Annotated in this window: 15 protein-coding genes; 13 read left to right on the forward strand and 2 right to left on the reverse strand. The window is 72.5% G+C overall.

Translation table 11 applies throughout. The annotated features are described in order from the left end of the window. Nucleotides 1-174: 174 nt before the first annotated feature. The 8 genes from IE177_RS13280 (at nt 175) to IE177_RS13315 (ending at nt 9,607) form a co-directional block, all read left to right on the forward strand. Nucleotides 175-2,241 (forward strand): tetratricopeptide repeat protein, encoded by a 2,067-nt coding sequence (locus IE177_RS13280; protein ID WP_190015509.1) that lies wholly within the window; start codon nt 175-177, stop codon nt 2,239-2,241. 136 nt (nt 2,242-2,377) lie between these two features. Beyond that, on the forward strand, nt 2,378-3,502 hold the full coding sequence (ald, locus tag IE177_RS13285; RefSeq protein WP_190015510.1) for an alanine dehydrogenase: 1,125 nt from the start codon (nt 2,378-2,380) through the stop codon (nt 3,500-3,502). 558 nt (nt 3,503-4,060) lie between these two features. Further along, nucleotides 4,061-5,053, forward strand: coding sequence for a ParA family protein (locus IE177_RS13290; protein WP_444545619.1), 993 nt, complete (start codon nt 4,061-4,063; stop codon nt 5,051-5,053). Next, nucleotides 5,038-5,583 (forward strand): hypothetical protein, encoded by a 546-nt coding sequence (locus tag IE177_RS13295; RefSeq protein ID WP_190015512.1) that lies wholly within the window; start codon nt 5,038-5,040, stop codon nt 5,581-5,583. Before IE177_RS13290 ends, IE177_RS13295 begins: the two co-directional genes overlap by 16 nt. Nucleotides 5,584-5,601: 18 nt before the next feature. Then, nucleotides 5,602-6,807: a segregation and condensation protein A gene (locus IE177_RS13300; protein ID WP_190015513.1), complete on the forward strand. Its 1,206-nt coding sequence runs from the start codon at nt 5,602-5,604 to the stop codon at nt 6,805-6,807. After that, a complete protein-coding gene (gene scpB / locus IE177_RS13305; RefSeq protein WP_190015514.1) occupies nt 6,804-7,451 on the forward strand; it encodes an SMC-Scp complex subunit ScpB in 648 nt (215 codons plus the stop codon). The genes IE177_RS13300 and scpB overlap by 4 nt, the downstream gene beginning before the upstream one ends. A gap of 13 nt (nt 7,452-7,464) precedes the next feature. Continuing rightward, the gene (locus tag IE177_RS13310; RefSeq protein WP_190015515.1) at nt 7,465-8,526 is read left to right on the forward strand and encodes a pseudouridine synthase; all 1,062 of its coding nucleotides are present in this window, start codon (nt 7,465-7,467) and stop codon (nt 8,524-8,526) included. A gap of 67 nt (nt 8,527-8,593) precedes the next feature. After that, complete coding sequence (locus IE177_RS13315; RefSeq protein ID WP_229816036.1) at nt 8,594-9,607, forward strand: ADP-ribosylglycohydrolase family protein; 1,014 nt, start codon at nt 8,594-8,596, stop codon at nt 9,605-9,607. A gap of 15 nt (nt 9,608-9,622) precedes the next feature. On the opposite strand, the gene IE177_RS13320 is transcribed toward IE177_RS13315, so the two are convergent. After that, the gene (locus IE177_RS13320) at nt 9,623-10,357 is read right to left on the reverse strand and encodes a nucleotidyltransferase domain-containing protein (RefSeq protein ID WP_190015517.1); all 735 of its coding nucleotides are present in this window, start codon (nt 10,355-10,357) and stop codon (nt 9,623-9,625) included. A 22-nt stretch (nt 10,358-10,379) separates the two neighbouring features. Further along, nucleotides 10,380-10,772, reverse strand: coding sequence for a Rieske (2Fe-2S) protein (locus IE177_RS13325; protein ID WP_190015518.1), 393 nt, complete (start codon nt 10,770-10,772; stop codon nt 10,380-10,382). A gap of 202 nt (nt 10,773-10,974) precedes the next feature. On the opposite strand from IE177_RS13325, the gene aroH reads away from it, so the two are divergent. From aroH to der, 5 genes are all read left to right on the forward strand, one after another. Next, complete coding sequence (aroH, locus tag IE177_RS13330; protein WP_190015519.1) at nt 10,975-11,337, forward strand: chorismate mutase; 363 nt, start codon at nt 10,975-10,977, stop codon at nt 11,335-11,337. Beyond that, nucleotides 11,334-12,419 (forward strand): prephenate dehydrogenase, encoded by a 1,086-nt coding sequence (locus tag IE177_RS13335; protein ID WP_190015520.1) that lies wholly within the window; start codon nt 11,334-11,336, stop codon nt 12,417-12,419. Before aroH ends, IE177_RS13335 begins: the two co-directional genes overlap by 4 nt. Nucleotides 12,420-12,518: 99 nt before the next feature. Next, nucleotides 12,519-13,214 (forward strand): (d)CMP kinase, encoded by a 696-nt coding sequence (gene cmk, locus IE177_RS13340; protein WP_190015521.1) that lies wholly within the window; start codon nt 12,519-12,521, stop codon nt 13,212-13,214. Between the two features lie 53 nt (nt 13,215-13,267). Then, complete coding sequence (locus tag IE177_RS13345; RefSeq protein ID WP_229816042.1) at nt 13,268-13,855, forward strand: lysophospholipid acyltransferase family protein; 588 nt, start codon at nt 13,268-13,270, stop codon at nt 13,853-13,855. A gap of 83 nt (nt 13,856-13,938) precedes the next feature. Beyond that, nucleotides 13,939-15,423, forward strand: a complete 1,485-nt coding sequence (gene der / locus IE177_RS13350) for a ribosome biogenesis GTPase Der (protein ID WP_190015523.1) — start codon at nt 13,939-13,941, stop codon at nt 15,421-15,423. Nucleotides 15,424-15,454 lie beyond the last annotated feature (31 nt).

Genomic DNA, 15,454 nt, shown 5'->3' on the forward strand with positions numbered 1-15,454 from the left:
GGCGCAGTGATGTGACCATCGCCTGATCCGATCGGGCGATGCGTCCGCCGCGCTCCTCACGGAACGTCGCAGAGCGTGAACTAGGCTCGTCGTGAGCGAGCCAGTGAACAGGCGCACGCCCGTACCGGAAAGACCCGGCGGGCCGGTGCGCGCGGTGGGACGGGAGTGTGGCCCGTGACGGACCAGGCGGTGGACACAGACGAGGTGCGGTTGTCCGCGCGCCCGGCCGCGGAGGGCCATTTCCTGGGCCGCACACGGGAGTTGAAGGAGCTGCGCGCCGACATCGAGCGCGCCGGGCTGGACACCCTCTCCGGACGCAAGGCGCCCCGGGCGCGCGTGCTGCTGATCGCGGGCCGCCCCGGCTCCGGCCGGACCGCCCTCGCCGAGGAACTCGTCCGGCAGGTCGCCGAGCGTTACCCCGACGGTGTGCTGCGCGCCCGACTGAGCGAACCCGACGGCACCCCCGTCCCGGTCGAGCGCACCGCCCGCGAGCTGCTCGCCGCGCTGGATCTGACCGCCCCCGCCGGAGCCCCCGAGGACGTCCTCACCGAGGCGCTGCGGGCCGCGCTGGCCGGCCGGCGGGCGCTGCTGCTGCTGGACGACGCGGTCGGCGCCGACCAGGTCGACGCGTTGCTCCCGGACGCCCCGGACTGCCTGGCGGTGGCCGTCTCCGGCGGCCCGCTCACCGGCATCGCGGACGTCCGCCCCTGCACCCTGGGCGGCCTCGACACCAAGTCCGCCGTGGAGCTGCTCGCCCGCTTCACCGGCTCGGTGCGCATCACCGTCGACCCGCGCTCCGCCGAGAGCCTGGTCGAGGCCTGCCAGGGCCATCCGGCCGCCCTGGTCCTGGCCGGCGGCTGGCTCGCCGCCCGCCCCCAGGCCGCCGTGTCCGACCTGGCCAAGCGGCTGCACGCCGCCACCGACGACGGATCCGACGGCAGTCCCCTGGCCCGCGTCCTGCGGCTCGTGCACGCCCAGCTGCCGGGGCAGGCCGCCCGGACCCTGCGGCTGCTGGCCCTCGCCCCGGCCGGCCTGGTGGATCCGCACACCGCCTCCGGCCTGGCCGGCTGCTCGGTCGACGCCGCCCGCGCGGCCCTGGACGACTTCGCCGCCTTCGGTCTGCTGCGCGCGGTGGACTCCCCGCTGCCCCAGTACGAGGTCCCCGGCTGCCTGCAGCCCCTGCTGCGCGCGCTGGCCGAGAGCCAGGAGCGGCCCGCGGAGCTGCAGCTGGCCCGGGCCCGGATGCTGGAGCGGACGGTGCGGCTGCTGCAGTCCTGCCGGGCGATCACCGAGACGGACAGCGCGCAGGCCCGGGAGAAGCTGAGCGCGATGCCCCGCGAGGTGCGCTTCCCCACCCCCCGGGCCGCCGCCGACTGGCTGCGCGTCCGGCGGCCCGCGCTGCTGGCCTGCGCGCGTCTCGCGGTGGCCGACGGGGAGCTGGACACCCTGGCCAGGCGGCTGCTGTCCCAGCTGGTCAGGGCCATCGTCGCGCACGTCGGCACGCAGGCCGCCGCTGCCGACCTGTACGGCGTGCACGGCCTCGTCCTCGACATCGCCGAGCGGCGCGGACAGCACCGGGAGAAGGCCGCGGCGCTGCTGAATCTGGGCGATCTGGACGCCCGGACCGGCCGCACCCGGGACGCGCTGGCCCGCTACCGGTCGGCGCTGGACGCCGCACGCGCGGCGCACGACCCGTACGCGACGGGCCGCGCGATGGAATCCGTAGGCGGCGCCCACCAGGAGCTGGGCGACCACGACCGGGCGGCCGACTGGTTCGGCCGGGCGCTGGCCGACCGGCTGGCCCGGGGCGAGCGCGAGCACGCCGCCCGGCTGTACGGCCGGATCGCCTCCAGCCACACCTACGCCGGCCGCTACGGCGAGGCGCTCAAGAACTGGCGGGCCGCCGTCGCCGGCTACCGCAGGAGCGGCGATGTCGCCGCCCAGGCGCGGGCGTTGAGCGAGCTGGCCCGGGTGCAGGAGTACGCCGGGCGGCCCGAGGAGTCGCTGCGCACCTGCCACGAGGCGGTGGAGTGGGCGCGGCGCGCGGAGGACGCCCGACTGCAGGCCGCGCTGCAGCTGCGGCTGGCCGACACCCTGGAGCGCCTCGGTGACCCCGCGTCGGCCCGCCTGCACCGCGCGGCGGCCGAGCGCATGCTGGACGAGAGGCCCCAGGAGACCGACGAAAGAGCGGAAGAAGACGTTAGCGCCTGCGAAATCCGCAGTGCATCCAGAGAAGATTGATGCAATGAAAGGCTAGACAGGTAGAACACCTTCATTAAACTGGCTCTGCCGCACGTTCTCCTGCGGTGTCTCCCGGTGTGCCCCCGCATGCCTGGGTATGTCATGCAATCCCCCCATACCCCCTGAGCCAAGGACCGTGATCGACGTGAAGGTCGGCATCCCCCGCGAGGTCAAGAACAACGAGTTCCGGGTGGCCATCACCCCCGCCGGTGTGCACGAGCTGGTGCGCAACGGCCACCAGGTCGTCGTCGAGCGGGGCGCCGGGCTCGGCTCCTCGATCCCGGACGAGGAGTACGTCGCCGCCGGTGCCGGTCTCCTGGACACCGCCGACGAGGTGTGGGCCGCCGCCGACCTGCTGCTGAAGGTCAAGGAGCCCATCGCGGAGGAGTACCACCGCCTCCGCAAGGACCAGATCCTCTTCACCTACCTGCACCTGGCCGCCTCCAAGGAGTGCACGGACGCCCTCCTGGAGTCCGGCACCACGGCGATCGCCTACGAGACCGTCGAGCTGCCGAACCGCGCCCTGCCGCTGCTCGCCCCGATGTCCGAGGTCGCGGGCCGGCTCGCCCCGCAGGTCGGCGCCTACCACCTGATGCGCCCGGCCGGCGGCCGCGGTGTGCTGCCGGGCGGTGTGCCGGGCGTGACCCCGGCCAAGGCCGTGGTCATCGGCGGCGGCGTCTCCGGCTGGAACGCCACCCAGGTCGCCGTCGGCATGGGCTTCGACGTGACCCTGCTGGACCGCGACATCAACAAGCTGCGCGAGGCGGACAAGGTCTTCGGCACCAAGGTCAAGGCCATCATGTCCAACACCTTCGAGCTGGAGAAGGCCGTCCTGGACGCCGACCTCGTCATCGGCGCGGTCCTCATCCCGGGCGCCAAGGCACCGAAGCTGGTCACCAACGAGCTGGTGGCGCGCATGAAGCCCGGAAGTGTCCTTGTCGACATCGCGATCGACCAGGGCGGCTGCTTCGAGGACTCCCACCCCACCACGCACGCCGAGCCGACCTTCCGCGTCCACAACTCGGTCTTCTACTGCGTGGCCAACATGCCGGGCGCGGTGCCGAACACCTCCACCAACGCCCTCACCAACGCGACGCTGCCGTACATCGTCTCGCTGGCCAACAACGGCTGGGTGGAGGCGCTGCGCCGTGACGCCGCGCTCGCCAAGGGGCTCAACACCCATGACGGCAAGGTCGTTTACAAGGAGGTCGCCGAGGCCCACGGCCTGGAGCACGTCGAGCTGGACTCGCTGCTCGGCTGACCTCCGTGACCTGGTGAGTCGTTAAGTCGCCAGCAGACGAAGGTCGATTCGTCAACACGGCTCGTCAACACAGCTCGCCCGGCCGGACCTTGCCCGACAAGGTCCGGCCGGGTGTGTGTATGGTCACTTTGCGACGTGAGGTCAACTCGCCTCGAACGTAACCCTTCGACCGATTCGCACACCGGTGAAACCTGCCGTGCGACGGCCGTACGCCCTTGACAGCGGGATGTTCCATTGCCGACACATCCTGCCGGGTCCGGCGGATTGTGTTGCTGCGGACCGCCGACACGCCATAGAGTCGCCAACCGTCGGCATGGTGCCACGCTGACCTTGTCTAGAAGTTTCCTGGTCACCAAGGAGGTAAGACGACTTGTGAATGAGTCGACATTTTCTCCCGGGGGTGGTCAACCAGGAACGCCGGCACGGGGCCAGGGCGGCCCCACGGGATCCGAGGCTGTCGGCTCCGTAGCTGTGCGCACCTTCGCAGCCCACCAGACTCCCGGTCCGCAGGCGGCCCGGGCAGCACACCAGAGCATGGATGGCCATCACGTGAACGCCATGGCCGGCGACGGAAGTGGCGCGCCCCACAACCACTTCGCCGACTACGACGAACTGCCCGAGGGGCACTTCTACGACCCCGACGCCGAATACGAGCCCGACCCGGAGTACGCGGCCACGCTCGCGCCCGACGCTGCCCGTCAGCGCCGCGAGCGCGTCGGCCCGACCGGACGGCCGCTGCCGTACTTCCCCATCCCGGGCCCGCTGACCGACCACGGCCCCGCGAAGATCATCGCGATGTGCAACCAGAAGGGCGGCGTCGGCAAGACCACGTCGACCATCAACCTGGGTGCCGCGCTCGCGGAGTACGGCCGGCGCGTGCTGCTCGTGGACTTCGACCCGCAGGGCGCGCTGTCGGTGGGTCTCGGCGTCAACCCGATGGAGCTCGACCTCACCGTCTACAACCTGCTCATGGAGCGGGGCATGTCCGCGGACGAGGTCCTGCTCAAGACCGCGGTCCCCAACATGGACCTGCTGCCCAGCAACATCGACCTGTCGGCCGCCGAGGTCCAGCTGGTCTCCGAGGTCGCGCGCGAGTCGACCCTCCAGCGGGCGCTGAAGCCGCTGCTGGACGACTACGACTACATCGTGATCGACTGCCAGCCCTCGCTCGGCCTGCTCACGGTGAACGCGCTGACGGCCGCGCACAAGGTGATCGTGCCGCTCGAGTGCGAGTTCTTCGCCCTGCGCGGTGTGGCCCTGCTGACCGAGACCATCGAGAAGGTCCAGGAGCGGCTCAACCCCGAGCTGGAACTGGACGGCATCCTCGCCACGATGTACGACTCGCGCACCGTGCACAGCCGTGAGGTGCTCGCGCGTGTCGTCGAGGCGTTCGACGACCACGTGTACCACACGGTCATCGGGCGCACGGTCCGCTTCCCGGAGACCACGGTCGCCGGTGAGCCGATCACCACGTACGCCTCCAACTCCGTCGGCGCCGCCGCCTATCGCCAGCTCGCCAGGGAGGTGCTCGCCCGGTGTCACGCCGAGTGAGTCTGCCCGGGGCCGACGAACTGTTCCGTACGACAGGGGGGACGGCGCTCCAGCCGTCGACGCCCCGGCGCGGGACCAACGGTGAGGCCCGGGTGCCGGCTCCCGCGGGGGAGAGCGACGAGGCGGCCGCCGAGGACGCACCGCAGTCGGTGCCGGTCCAGGACGGCGACGGAGAGGGCGCGGAGCACGTCGCGGCGGAGGCCGGGCAGGCGGAGGCCGGCGAGTCCCGCACCCGCCCGGCACGGCGGCAGGCGGCGCAGGAAGGTTCTGCCGACGCGCAGCCGCGCAAGCGCGGGCGGGCGGCGGCCAGGCGGCCCAGCGGGCGCGAGCGGCACGACGAGAAGATCACGGTGTACGTGTCCGCCGAGGAACTGATGGACCTCGAGCACGCGCGGCTGGTCCTGAGGGGCGAGCACGGGCTCGCCGTCGACCGGGGCCGCATCGTGCGCGAGGCGGTGGCAGTCGTCCTGGCCGACCTGGAGGCCCGCGGGGACGCGAGCATCCTCGTACGGCGGCTGCGCGGGCGGTAGCGGTAGCCTGCGGGGGCCATGACCTCGAACGACGTTCCCCCCGGCGCGGGCGCCGGCCGCCGACGCACGCTGGGCCGCGGACCGGGCGCCGGACCGCCGGCCGCGGCGCCGGCGACCGTGCGGGCGGACGCGGTGCGGCCCGGAGCCGCCGGGCCGGTGGCTGGGACGCCGGTGACCGTGGAGCCGGAGGCCGTGGAGTGCGGGGCCGGGGAGCCGGAGGCCGCCGAGGCGGCGCTTTCCGAGCCGCAGGCCGTCGAACCGGGGAATGTGCGCTCCGAGGCCGTCGAGCCGGAGGCCGTGCGCTCCGAGGCCGTCGAGCCGGAGGCCGTCTCCGAGGTTGTCGAGGCGTCTCCGGCCGCGGAACCCGGGGCCGTCGTGCCCGGTGCCGGCCGGTCCGGTGCGCAGGAGCCGTCCGACGGCGTGTTCAAGGTCCGGCTCGCCAACTTCGAAGGACCCTTCGACCTCCTCCTGCAGCTCATCTCCAAGCACAAGCTGGACGTCACCGAGGTCGCCCTGTCCAAGGTCACCGACGAGTTCATGGCGCACATCCGCGCCATGGGACCCGACTGGGACCTGGACCAGACGACCGAGTTCCTCGTCGTCGCCGCCACCCTGCTCGACCTGAAGGCGGCCCGGCTGCTGCCCGCCGCCGAGGTCGAGGACGAGGCCGACCTGGCGCTGCTGGAGGCGCGGGACCTGCTGTTCGCGCGGCTGCTGCAGTACCGCGCCTACAAGCGGATCGCCGACATCTTCAACGAGCGCCTGGGGGACGAGGCCCGCCGTCACCCCCGTACCGTCGGGCTGGAGCCCGAGCACGCCGAACTGCTGCCCGAGGTCGTCATCAGCATCGGCCCCGAGGGCTTCGCCAGGCTCGCGGTCAAGGCGATGCAGCCCAGACCCAGGCCGCAGGTCTACGTCGACCACATCCACGCCCCGCTGGTCAGCGTCCAGGAGCAGGCCGGGATCGTGGTCGCCCGCCTGCGGGAGCTGGGCGAGGCCAGCTTCCGGGTGCTCGTCGACGACACCGACGACACCCTCACCGTCGTGGCCCGGTTCCTCGCCCTGCTGGAGCTGTACCGCGAGAAGGCCGTCGCGCTGGACCAGGAGGCCGCACTCGGGGAGCTGACCGTGCGCTGGACGGGCGGGGACGGGGACGCGGCGCCGAGGGTCACCGACGAGTTCGACCGGCCGCCCGAGGAGTCCAAGGAGGAGAAGAAGGCATGAGCGAGACCACCGAGGTCCCCGCGGACCCGCGTTCCGCGGCCGGACTCGACCTCAAGCCCGCCCTGGAGGCGATGCTCATGGTCGTCGACGAGCCCGCGACCGAGGAGCACCTGGCGAAGATCCTGGAGCGGCCCAGGCGGCTGATCGCGGACGCGCTGCGCGAGCTGGCCGACGAGTACACCGCGCAGGGCCGCGGCTTCGAACTGCGCTTCGTCGCGGGCGGCTGGCGTTTCTACACCCGAGCCGCGTACGCGCCCGCCGTCGAGCGGCTGGTGCTGGAGGGCCAGACCGCCCGGCTCACCCAGGCCGCGCTGGAGACCCTCGCGGTCGTCGCCTACCGCCAGCCGGTCAGCCGCAGCCGCGTCTCCGCCGTACGCGGAGTCAACTGCGACGGCGTCATGCGCACACTCCTGCAGCGCGGTCTGGTCGAGGAGGCGGGCGCGGAACCCGAAACAGGTGCGATCCTGTACAGGACGACGAACTACTTCCTGGAGCGGATGGGCCTGCGCGGCCTGGACGAGCTTCCGGAGCTCGCGCCCTTCCTCCCGGAGGCGGAGGCGATCGAGGCCGAGACCCAGGAGGGAGTCCCGTCGTTCGACCCGGACGCGCCCGACGTGCCCGGTGGTCAGGACGCAGACGACTAAGACGGAAACCTTGATGCGAAGCAGCGGCAGCGGCAAGAGCGGCGGGCGCGGTAACTACCGCGGTGCCGGCAACGACAGGGACCAGAAGCAGGGGCAGGGCCGTCCCCGCAAGCCCCGCCCCGAGGAGCGCCGCTACGACGTGGGCCCCGGCGCCACCCAGGACGGCCCCAAGTCCGGGCGCGGCGGCGCGGCCCGCGGCGGCGCCAAGGGCGGCCCGAAGCAGTCCCAACAGCGGGGACGCACGGCCCCGGCGCGCTCGCGGGAGTACGAGACGCGGGTCGAGGAGCGCAACCGGGAGCGGTACGCGGGCAAGAAGGACATCAAGCTGCCCAAGACCTTCCCGGGCGCCGAGCAGGAGGGCGAGCGGCTGCAGAAGGTGCTCGCGCGCGCGGGATACGGCTCCCGGCGCGCCTGCGAGGAGCTGATCGAGCAGGCCCGGGTCGAGATCAACGGCGAGATCGTCCTGGAGCAGGGCCGCCGGGTGGACCCGGAGAAGGACGAGGTCAAGGTCGACGGCCTGACGGTCGCGACGCAGTCGTACCAGTTCTTCTCGCTCAACAAGCCCGCCGGTGTCGTCTCCACCATGGAGGACCCGGAGGGCCGCCAGTGCCTCGGTGACTACGTCACCAACCGCGAGACCCGGCTCTTCCACGTCGGACGGCTCGACACCGAGACCGAGGGCGTCATCCTGCTCACCAACCACGGCGAGCTGGCCCACCGGCTGACGCACCCCAAGTACGGCGTGAAGAAGACCTATCTCGCCGCCATCGTGGGCCCGATCCCGCGCGACCTGGGCAAGCGCCTGAAGGACGGCATCCAGCTGGAGGACGGCTACGCGCGCGCCGACCACTTCCGGGTGGTCGAGCAGACCGGCAAGAACTACCTGGTCGAGGTGACCCTGCACGAGGGCCGCAAGCACATCGTGCGCCGGATGCTCGCCGAGGCGGGCTTCCCGGTCGAGAAGCTGGTGCGCACCTCCTTCGGCCCCATCACCCTGGGCGACCAGAAGTCCGGCTGGCTGCGGCGCCTGTCGAACACCGAGGTCGGCATGCTGATGAAGGAAGTCGACCTCTAAAAACGCCTTGCCGCGATCACCCATCCCCTTTATGGTCAGTGTGACGATAAAGGGGATGGTGAATCACGTGTCCAAACGTGCCGCAACCGGAGCGCTGCTCGGCCTCGCCCTCGGGGACGCCCTCGGCTACCCGACCGAGTTCAAGAGCGTGCCGTTGATCCTGTCGATGTTCGGGCCCTGGCGGCAGATGGAGCTGGCGCGGCGCGCGCAGGTCTCCGACGACACGCAGATGGCCCTCGCCGTCGGGCGCGCGCTGCGCACGGCCGGGGAGCACGGGTCCCTCGCGCCGGGGCGGCTGGAGGGGCCGCTGCGCGAGGAGTTCGTGGACTGGTACCGGTCACCGGAGAACAACCGGGCCCCGGGCAACACCTGCCTGACCGCCTGCGGCCTGCTGGAGGAGCGGGGGAGGCCCTGGCAGGAGGCCAGCCAGCTCGGCTCCAAGGGCTGCGGTGCCAACATGCGGGTGGCCCCCATCGGTCTCGTCCCGGGCCTGAGCGGTGAACAGCGCGCGGGCGCCGCCCAGTTGCAGTCCGCGCTCACCCACGGCCACCCGACCGCGCTGGCCGCCTCCGACCTCACCGCCCACGCCGTCCACCTGCTCGCCCAGGGCGTCGATCCGACCGGTCTGGTCGGCCGGCTGCGCTCCTACGCCCTGGACAACCGCACCCGTTACGACCACACCTGGCTCGGCGACCTGTGGACCCGATCCCAGGACCCCGGCCCCGAGCACTTCATCACGCGCGGCTGGGACGAGTGCCTTGGGATCCTCGACCGCCTCCAGCGCGCGGTGCGGACCGCCTCCCCGGAGACCGACCCCTGCCTGGCCACCGGCGAGGGCTGGATCGCCGAGGAGGCCTTCGCCGGCGGGCTGCTGTGCTTCCTGCTCTTCCCGGACGAACCCGTCACCGCCCTGCGCCGGGCCGCCTGCTCCGCCGGCGACTCCGACTCCATCGCCTGCCTCACCGGCGCCTTCGCGGGCGCCTGGCTCGGCGCCGACGCCTGGCCGGCCGACTGGACCGGCCGGATCGAGTACCGGGACGACCTGCTGGCCCTGGGCGCGCTGTGGGACACCTCGAACTAGGGCCTTTCGTCCGCATCATGCCGGCTCAGGGAGCGGAACCGGGTCCTGGAACCCCTCCGTCGCGGCCGTGCGCAGGGCCGAGGCCCGGCGCACCCGGTGGAGGAAGCCGGCCACGCGCGCGTGGTCCGGTTCCGGCGGCAGCGGGGTGCTCCGCAGCGCCTCCTCGGCCTCGGCCGCCAGCCGGGCCATGCACGCCTCGACCTCCGCCCACGGCACCTCGCCGCGCTTGACCTCCAGCAGGAACTCGCGCCGGTCGCCGACGTCGATCCGCAGCTCTCCGGTGCGCAGCAGGTCCCGGGAGCTCATGAGCAGCCGCAGCAGGTGCATGGCGTGCTTCCAGCGCGGGGCGCCGGTCGTGCGGACGTCGGCCTCGAGCTTCCTGCGCTGGCCGAGGGCATAGCCGCCGAAGGTGTCGTGGACCTGGCGGGAGAGGAAGGCGCCGCGCAGGGACAGCAGTTCCCGGCCGGTGTCGTCGAGCTGCTCCACCAGCGGGGAGTGCAGGCACTCCAGGATGTTCGGGTTGCCGCGCAGCGCCAGCAGGCAGAACCGCTCCAGCTCCCAGGAGAACCGTTCCTCGCCCGGCCCCTCCACATGCGTCGGCGGCTTGTCGAAGCGCCAGAACAGGGCGGTGGGGGCGAGGAACACCCCCCGCCGGTCGGTGTCGCTCGTGTCCGTCGCCAGGCCGAAGGCCCGCGAACCCATGACACAGGCGTAGATCGTGTGGTCGCGTACCAGGTCCTCGGGCTGCATGCCCGGAGCGTACGCGGGGCCCTCACGTCAGGAGGATCGAATTTCCCTCCACCTTGATCGACTTCTTGGGCAGCGGCCTGGTCGCGGGTCCGTGGGCCACCGAGCCGTCGGCGATGTGGAACCGGCTGCCGTGGCACGGGCAGTCGATGGTGCCGTCCGCCACCTGGTCCACCGTGCAGCCCTCGTGGGTGCAGATCGCCGAGAACGCCCTGAACTCACCCTTCGCCGGCTGGGTGACCACGACCTTCTGGTCCCTGAAGACCTTCCCGCCGCCCTCCGGGATGTCGCTGACCGCGGTCAGCTTCGTCCCGCCCGAGGAGCCGGAACCGTTGTCACCGCCGCATCCCACGCAACCCGCGGCGAGCGCAGCCGCGCCCGTCGCCAGAACCGTGCGTCGCGTCGCAGGCTGGGTCATGTCACCACTCCCGTGAAGGCGTCGAGGAACGATGGGGCGCATCGGAGCGCGCCGCACCGCATGGGGAACCGAAGGGTGTGAACCGGTGGATACCGGACCACGCGCATCGTCTCAGTGATCGGGCGTCACGCGCCCCGTCCGCGCGGGCTGACTAGGCTGGACGGGCCAAGAACAGACACGCACGTCAGCGAGGAGCAGCACCGTGGCGGTACGAGCGGTCCGGGGGGCCGTCCAACTGGAGCGGGACGAGCCCGGACACATGGACGAGCAGGTCGGGGCGCTGCTCACCGCCATCCTGGAACGCAACGCGCTGACCGCCGACGACCTGATCAGCATCTGGTTCACGGCCACCCCCGACCTGCACAGCGACTTCCCGGCCGCCGCGGCCCGCAAGCTCGGCATCGTCGACGTCCCGCTGATCTGCGCCCAGGAACTGGACGTCGAGGGCGCCATGCCCCGGGTCGTGCGGGTCCTCGCCCACATCGAGTCGGACCGGCCCCGCTCCGCCGTCGCCCACGTCTACCTCGGCGCCGCGGCCGCCCTGCGCAAGGACATCGCCCAGTGAGAACCGCACTCGTCATCGGAACCGGCCTCATCGGCACATCCGCGGCCCTGGCCCTCGTCCAGCGGGGCGTCACCGTCCACCTCGCCGACCACGACCCGCAGCAGGCCCGCACGGCCGCCGCGCTGGGCGCCGGCACCGACGCGGCCCCCGAGGGCCCGGTCGACGTGGCGATCGTGGCCGCCCCGCCCGCGCACGTGGCCGGGGTGCTCGCCGACGCCATGCGCCGGGGCGCGGCCCGCGGCTACCTCGACGTCGCGAGCGTGAAGGGCGGCCCGCGCCGGGAGCTGGAGGCGCTGGGCCTGGACCTCGGCGGGTACATCGGCACCCATCCCATGTCCGGCCGGGAGAAGTCCGGCCCGCTGGCCGCGACCGCGGACCTCTTCGAGGGCCGCCCGTGGGTGCTCACCCCGACCCGGGACACCGACACCGAGGTGCTGAACCTCGCCCTGGAACTGGTCTCGCACTGCCGGGCCGTGCCGGTCGTCATGGACGCCGACGCCCACGACCGCGCCGTCGCCCTCGTCTCCCACATGCCCCACCTGGTATCGAGCATGGTCGCCGCGCGCCTGGAGCACGCCGAGGAGGCGGCCGTACGGCTGTGCGGTCAGGGCATCCGGGACGTGACCCGGATCGCCGCCTCCGACCCGCGCATGTGGATCGACATCCTGTCCGCCAACCCCGGCCCGGTCGCCGACCTGCTCTCCGACGTCGCCGCCGACCTGGACGAGACCGTGCGGGCCCTGCGCGCCCTGCAGTCCTCCGACGACGCCGAGCGGCGCAAGGGCGGCACGGGCATCGAGGACGTGCTGCGCCGCGGGAACGCCGGCCAGGTGCGGGTACCCGGCAAGCACGGCAGCGCGCCCCGCGCGTACGAGACCGTCGTCGTGCTCATCGACGACCAGCCCGGACAGCTGGCCCGCATCTTCGCGGACGCGGGACGGGCCGGCGTCAACATCGAGGACGTACGCATCGAGCACGCGACGGGACAGCAGGCCGGTCTGGTCCAGCTCATGGTCGAACCGAAGGCCGCGGCGGTGCTGACGGAGGCGCTGCGCGACCGGGGCTGGGCGCTGCGGCAGTAAAGCCCGGTGAGGGCGCCTCCCGCGAGCCAGTAACCTTGTGCGGGGCGCCCTCGCGTCCCCCACCCCGCCCACCACCCTTCACCAGGAAGGTGCCCTCCCGTGGAAAACGGCGCCGCCCCGACCGCCAAGCCCGTGATCGTCGCGATCGACGGTCCCTCCGGCACGGGCAAGTCGAGCACGTCCAAGGCCGTGGCCGCGAAGCTCGGCCTGAGCTACCTGGACACCGGCGCCCAGTACCGGGCGATCACCTGGTGGATGGTGAGCAACGGCATCGACCTCGAGGACCCGACCGCCATCGCCGCCGTGGCGGGCAAGCCGGAGATCGTCTCCGGCACGGACCCGGCCGACCCGACGATCACGGTCGACGGCGTCGACGTCGCCGGCCCCATCCGCACCCAGGAGGTCACCTCCAAGGTCAGCGCGGTCAGCGCGGTGCCCGAGGTGCGTACCCGGATCACCGAGCTGCAGCGCTCGCTGGCCGCCGGCGCGGAGCGGGGCATGGTGGTCGAGGGCCGGGACATCGGCACGACGGTCCTGCCGGACGCCGACCTGAAGATCTTCCTCACCGCCTCGCCGGAGGCCCGGGCGGCCCGCCGCAGCGGCGAGCTGAAGGGCGCTGACGTCCACGCCACCCGCGAGGCCCTGATCAAGCGGGACGCCGCCGACTCCAGCCGCAAGACCTCGCCGCTCGCCAAGGCCGGCGACGCGGTCGAGGTGGACACCACCGAGCTCACCCTCGCCCAGGTCATCGAGTGCGTCGTCACCCTGGTCGAGGAGAAGCGGGCCGGGAAGTGAGCCTTCCGTCTCAGCGGGGCGCCGAGGTCGGGCGGCGCATCGGCGTCGGCCTGATGTACGGGCTGTGGAGGCCGCGCGTGCTCGGCGCCTGGAAGGTGCCGGCGACCGGCCCGGTGATCTTCGCGGTCAACCACTCCCACAACATCGACGGCCCGATGGTGATGGGCGTGGCGCCCCGGCCGACGCACTTCCTGATCAAGAAGGAGGCGTTCGTCGGCCCGCTGGACCCCTTCCTGACCGGCATCGGCCAGCTGAAGGTGGACCGGGCCTCCGCCGACCGCACCGCCATCACCCGGGCACTCGGCGTGCTGGAGGCCGGGGGAGTGCTGGGCATCTTCCCCGAGGGCACCCGGGGCGAGGGCGACTTCGCCTCCCTGCGCGCCGGGCTCTCCTACTTCGCGGTCCGCAGCGGGGCGCCGATCGTGCCCGTGGCCGTCCTGGGAAGTTCCGGGCGGCCCAGCCGGTTGACCAAGGCGCTGCCCCCGCTGCGCACCCGCGTCGACGTCGTCTTCGGCGACCCGTTCGACGCCGGTGACGGCAGCGGGCGGCGCACGCGCAAGGCGCTGGACGAGGCGACCGAGCGCATCCAGAAGCAGCTCACCGGCCATCTGGAAACCGCCAGGCGCCTGACCGGGCGCTAGGCGACACTTGAGTAGTGGATCACCCCGCGGAGAACGGGGCCGGTCCACCGACCACCACGAAGGAACGACGAGGTACGGACTTCATGAACGACCAGAACCAGCCCGGCGACTCGGCTGAGCACGAGTACGACCACGGGGCGCTCGGCGACGCCGAGTACGCGGAGTTCATGGAGCTCGCCGCGGAAGAGGGCTTCGACATCGAGGACGTCGAGGGCGCCATCGAGGCGGCGGGCCACGGTCCGCTGCCCGTGCTCGCCGTCGTCGGCCGTCCCAATGTCGGCAAGTCGACCCTGGTGAACCGGATCATCGGCCGCCGGGAAGCCGTGGTGGAGGACAAGCCCGGCGTCACCCGCGACCGCGTCACCTACGAGGCCGAGTGGGCGGGCCGCCGCTTCAAGGTCGTCGACACCGGCGGCTGGGAGCAGGACGTCCTCGGCATCGACGCCTCCGTGGCGGCCCAGGCCGAGTACGCGATCGAGGCGGCCGACGCGGTCGTCTTCGTGGTCGACGCCAAGGTCGGCGCGACCGACACCGACGAGGCGGTCGTGCGGCTGCTGCGCAAGGCCGGCAAGCCCGTCGTGCTGGCCGCCAACAAGGTCGACGGCCCGAGCGGCGAGGCCGACGCGGCCTACCTGTGGAGCCTCGGCCTCGGCGAGCCCCACCCCGTCTCCGCGCTGCACGGCCGCGGCACCGGTGACATGCTGGACGCCGTCCTGGAGGTGCTGCCGAACGCCCCGGAGCAGACCTTCGGCGGCGCCGGGATCGGCGGCCCCCGCCGCATCGCGCTGATCGGCCGCCCGAACGTCGGCAAGTCCTCGCTGCTGAACAAGGTGGCGGGCGAGGAGCGCGTCGTCGTCAACGAGCTGGCGGGCACCACCCGCGACCCGGTCGACGAGCTGATCGAACTGGGCGGGGTGACCTGGAAGTTCGTGGACACGGCCGGTATCCGCAAGCGGGTCCACCTGCAGCAGGGCGCCGACTACTACGCCTCCCTGCGCACGGCCGCCGCCGTGGAGAAGGCCGAGGTCGCGGTCGTCCTGATCGACGCCTCCGAGAACATCTCCGTGCAGGACCAGCGGATCATCACCATGGCCGTCGACGCGGGCCGCGCGATGGTCATCGCCTACAACAAGTGGGACACCCTCGACGAGGAGCGCCGCTACTACCTGGAGCGGGAGATCGAGACCGAGCTGGGCCAGGTGGCGTGGGCCCCGCGCGTGAACGTCTCGGCGTACACGGGCCGGCACATGGAGAAGCTGGTCCCGGCGATCGAGACCGCCCTCGCCGGCTGGGAGACCCGCGTGCCCACCGGCCGCCTCAACGCCTTCCTCGGCGAACTGGTCTCCGCGCACCCGCATCCGGTGCGGGGCGGCAAGCAGCCGCGCATCCTCTTCGGCACCCAGGCCGGCACCAAGCCGCCGCGGTTCGTCCTCTTCGCCTCCGGCTTCATCGAGGCGGGCTACCGGCGCTTCATCGAGCGCCGTCTGCGCGAGGAGTTCGGCTTCGAGGGCACCCCGATCCACATCTCGGTGCGAGTGCGCGAGAAGCGCGGCGCGAAGAAGAAGTAGAGCGGGCGCAGGCGCCGTACGACATGAAGGG

The sequence above is a fragment of the Streptomyces lucensis JCM 4490 genome (assembly GCF_014650035.1).
Taxonomy (GTDB): domain Bacteria; phylum Actinomycetota; class Actinomycetes; order Streptomycetales; family Streptomycetaceae; genus Streptomyces; species Streptomyces lucensis.

Excerpts from the sequence above, each read along its gene's own strand:
- IE177_RS13290 (WP_444545619.1), top strand. The coding sequence starts at position 4,061 with ATGGCCGGCGACGGAAGTGGCGCGCCCCACAACCACTTCGCCGACTAC.
- IE177_RS13300 (WP_190015513.1), top strand. The coding sequence starts at position 5,602 with ATGACCTCGAACGACGTTCCCCCCGGCGCGGGCGCCGGCCGCCGACGC.
- scpB (WP_190015514.1), top strand. The coding sequence starts at position 6,804 with ATGAGCGAGACCACCGAGGTCCCCGCGGACCCGCGTTCCGCGGCCGGA.
- IE177_RS13310 (WP_190015515.1), top strand. The coding sequence starts at position 7,465 with ATGCGAAGCAGCGGCAGCGGCAAGAGCGGCGGGCGCGGTAACTACCGC.
- IE177_RS13320 (WP_190015517.1), bottom strand. The coding sequence starts at position 10,357 with ATGCAGCCCGAGGACCTGGTACGCGACCACACGATCTACGCCTGTGTC.
- IE177_RS13325 (WP_190015518.1), bottom strand. The coding sequence starts at position 10,772 with ATGACCCAGCCTGCGACGCGACGCACGGTTCTGGCGACGGGCGCGGCT.
- IE177_RS13345 (WP_229816042.1), top strand. The coding sequence starts at position 13,268 with ATGTACGGGCTGTGGAGGCCGCGCGTGCTCGGCGCCTGGAAGGTGCCG.
- der (WP_190015523.1), top strand. The coding sequence starts at position 13,939 with ATGAACGACCAGAACCAGCCCGGCGACTCGGCTGAGCACGAGTACGAC.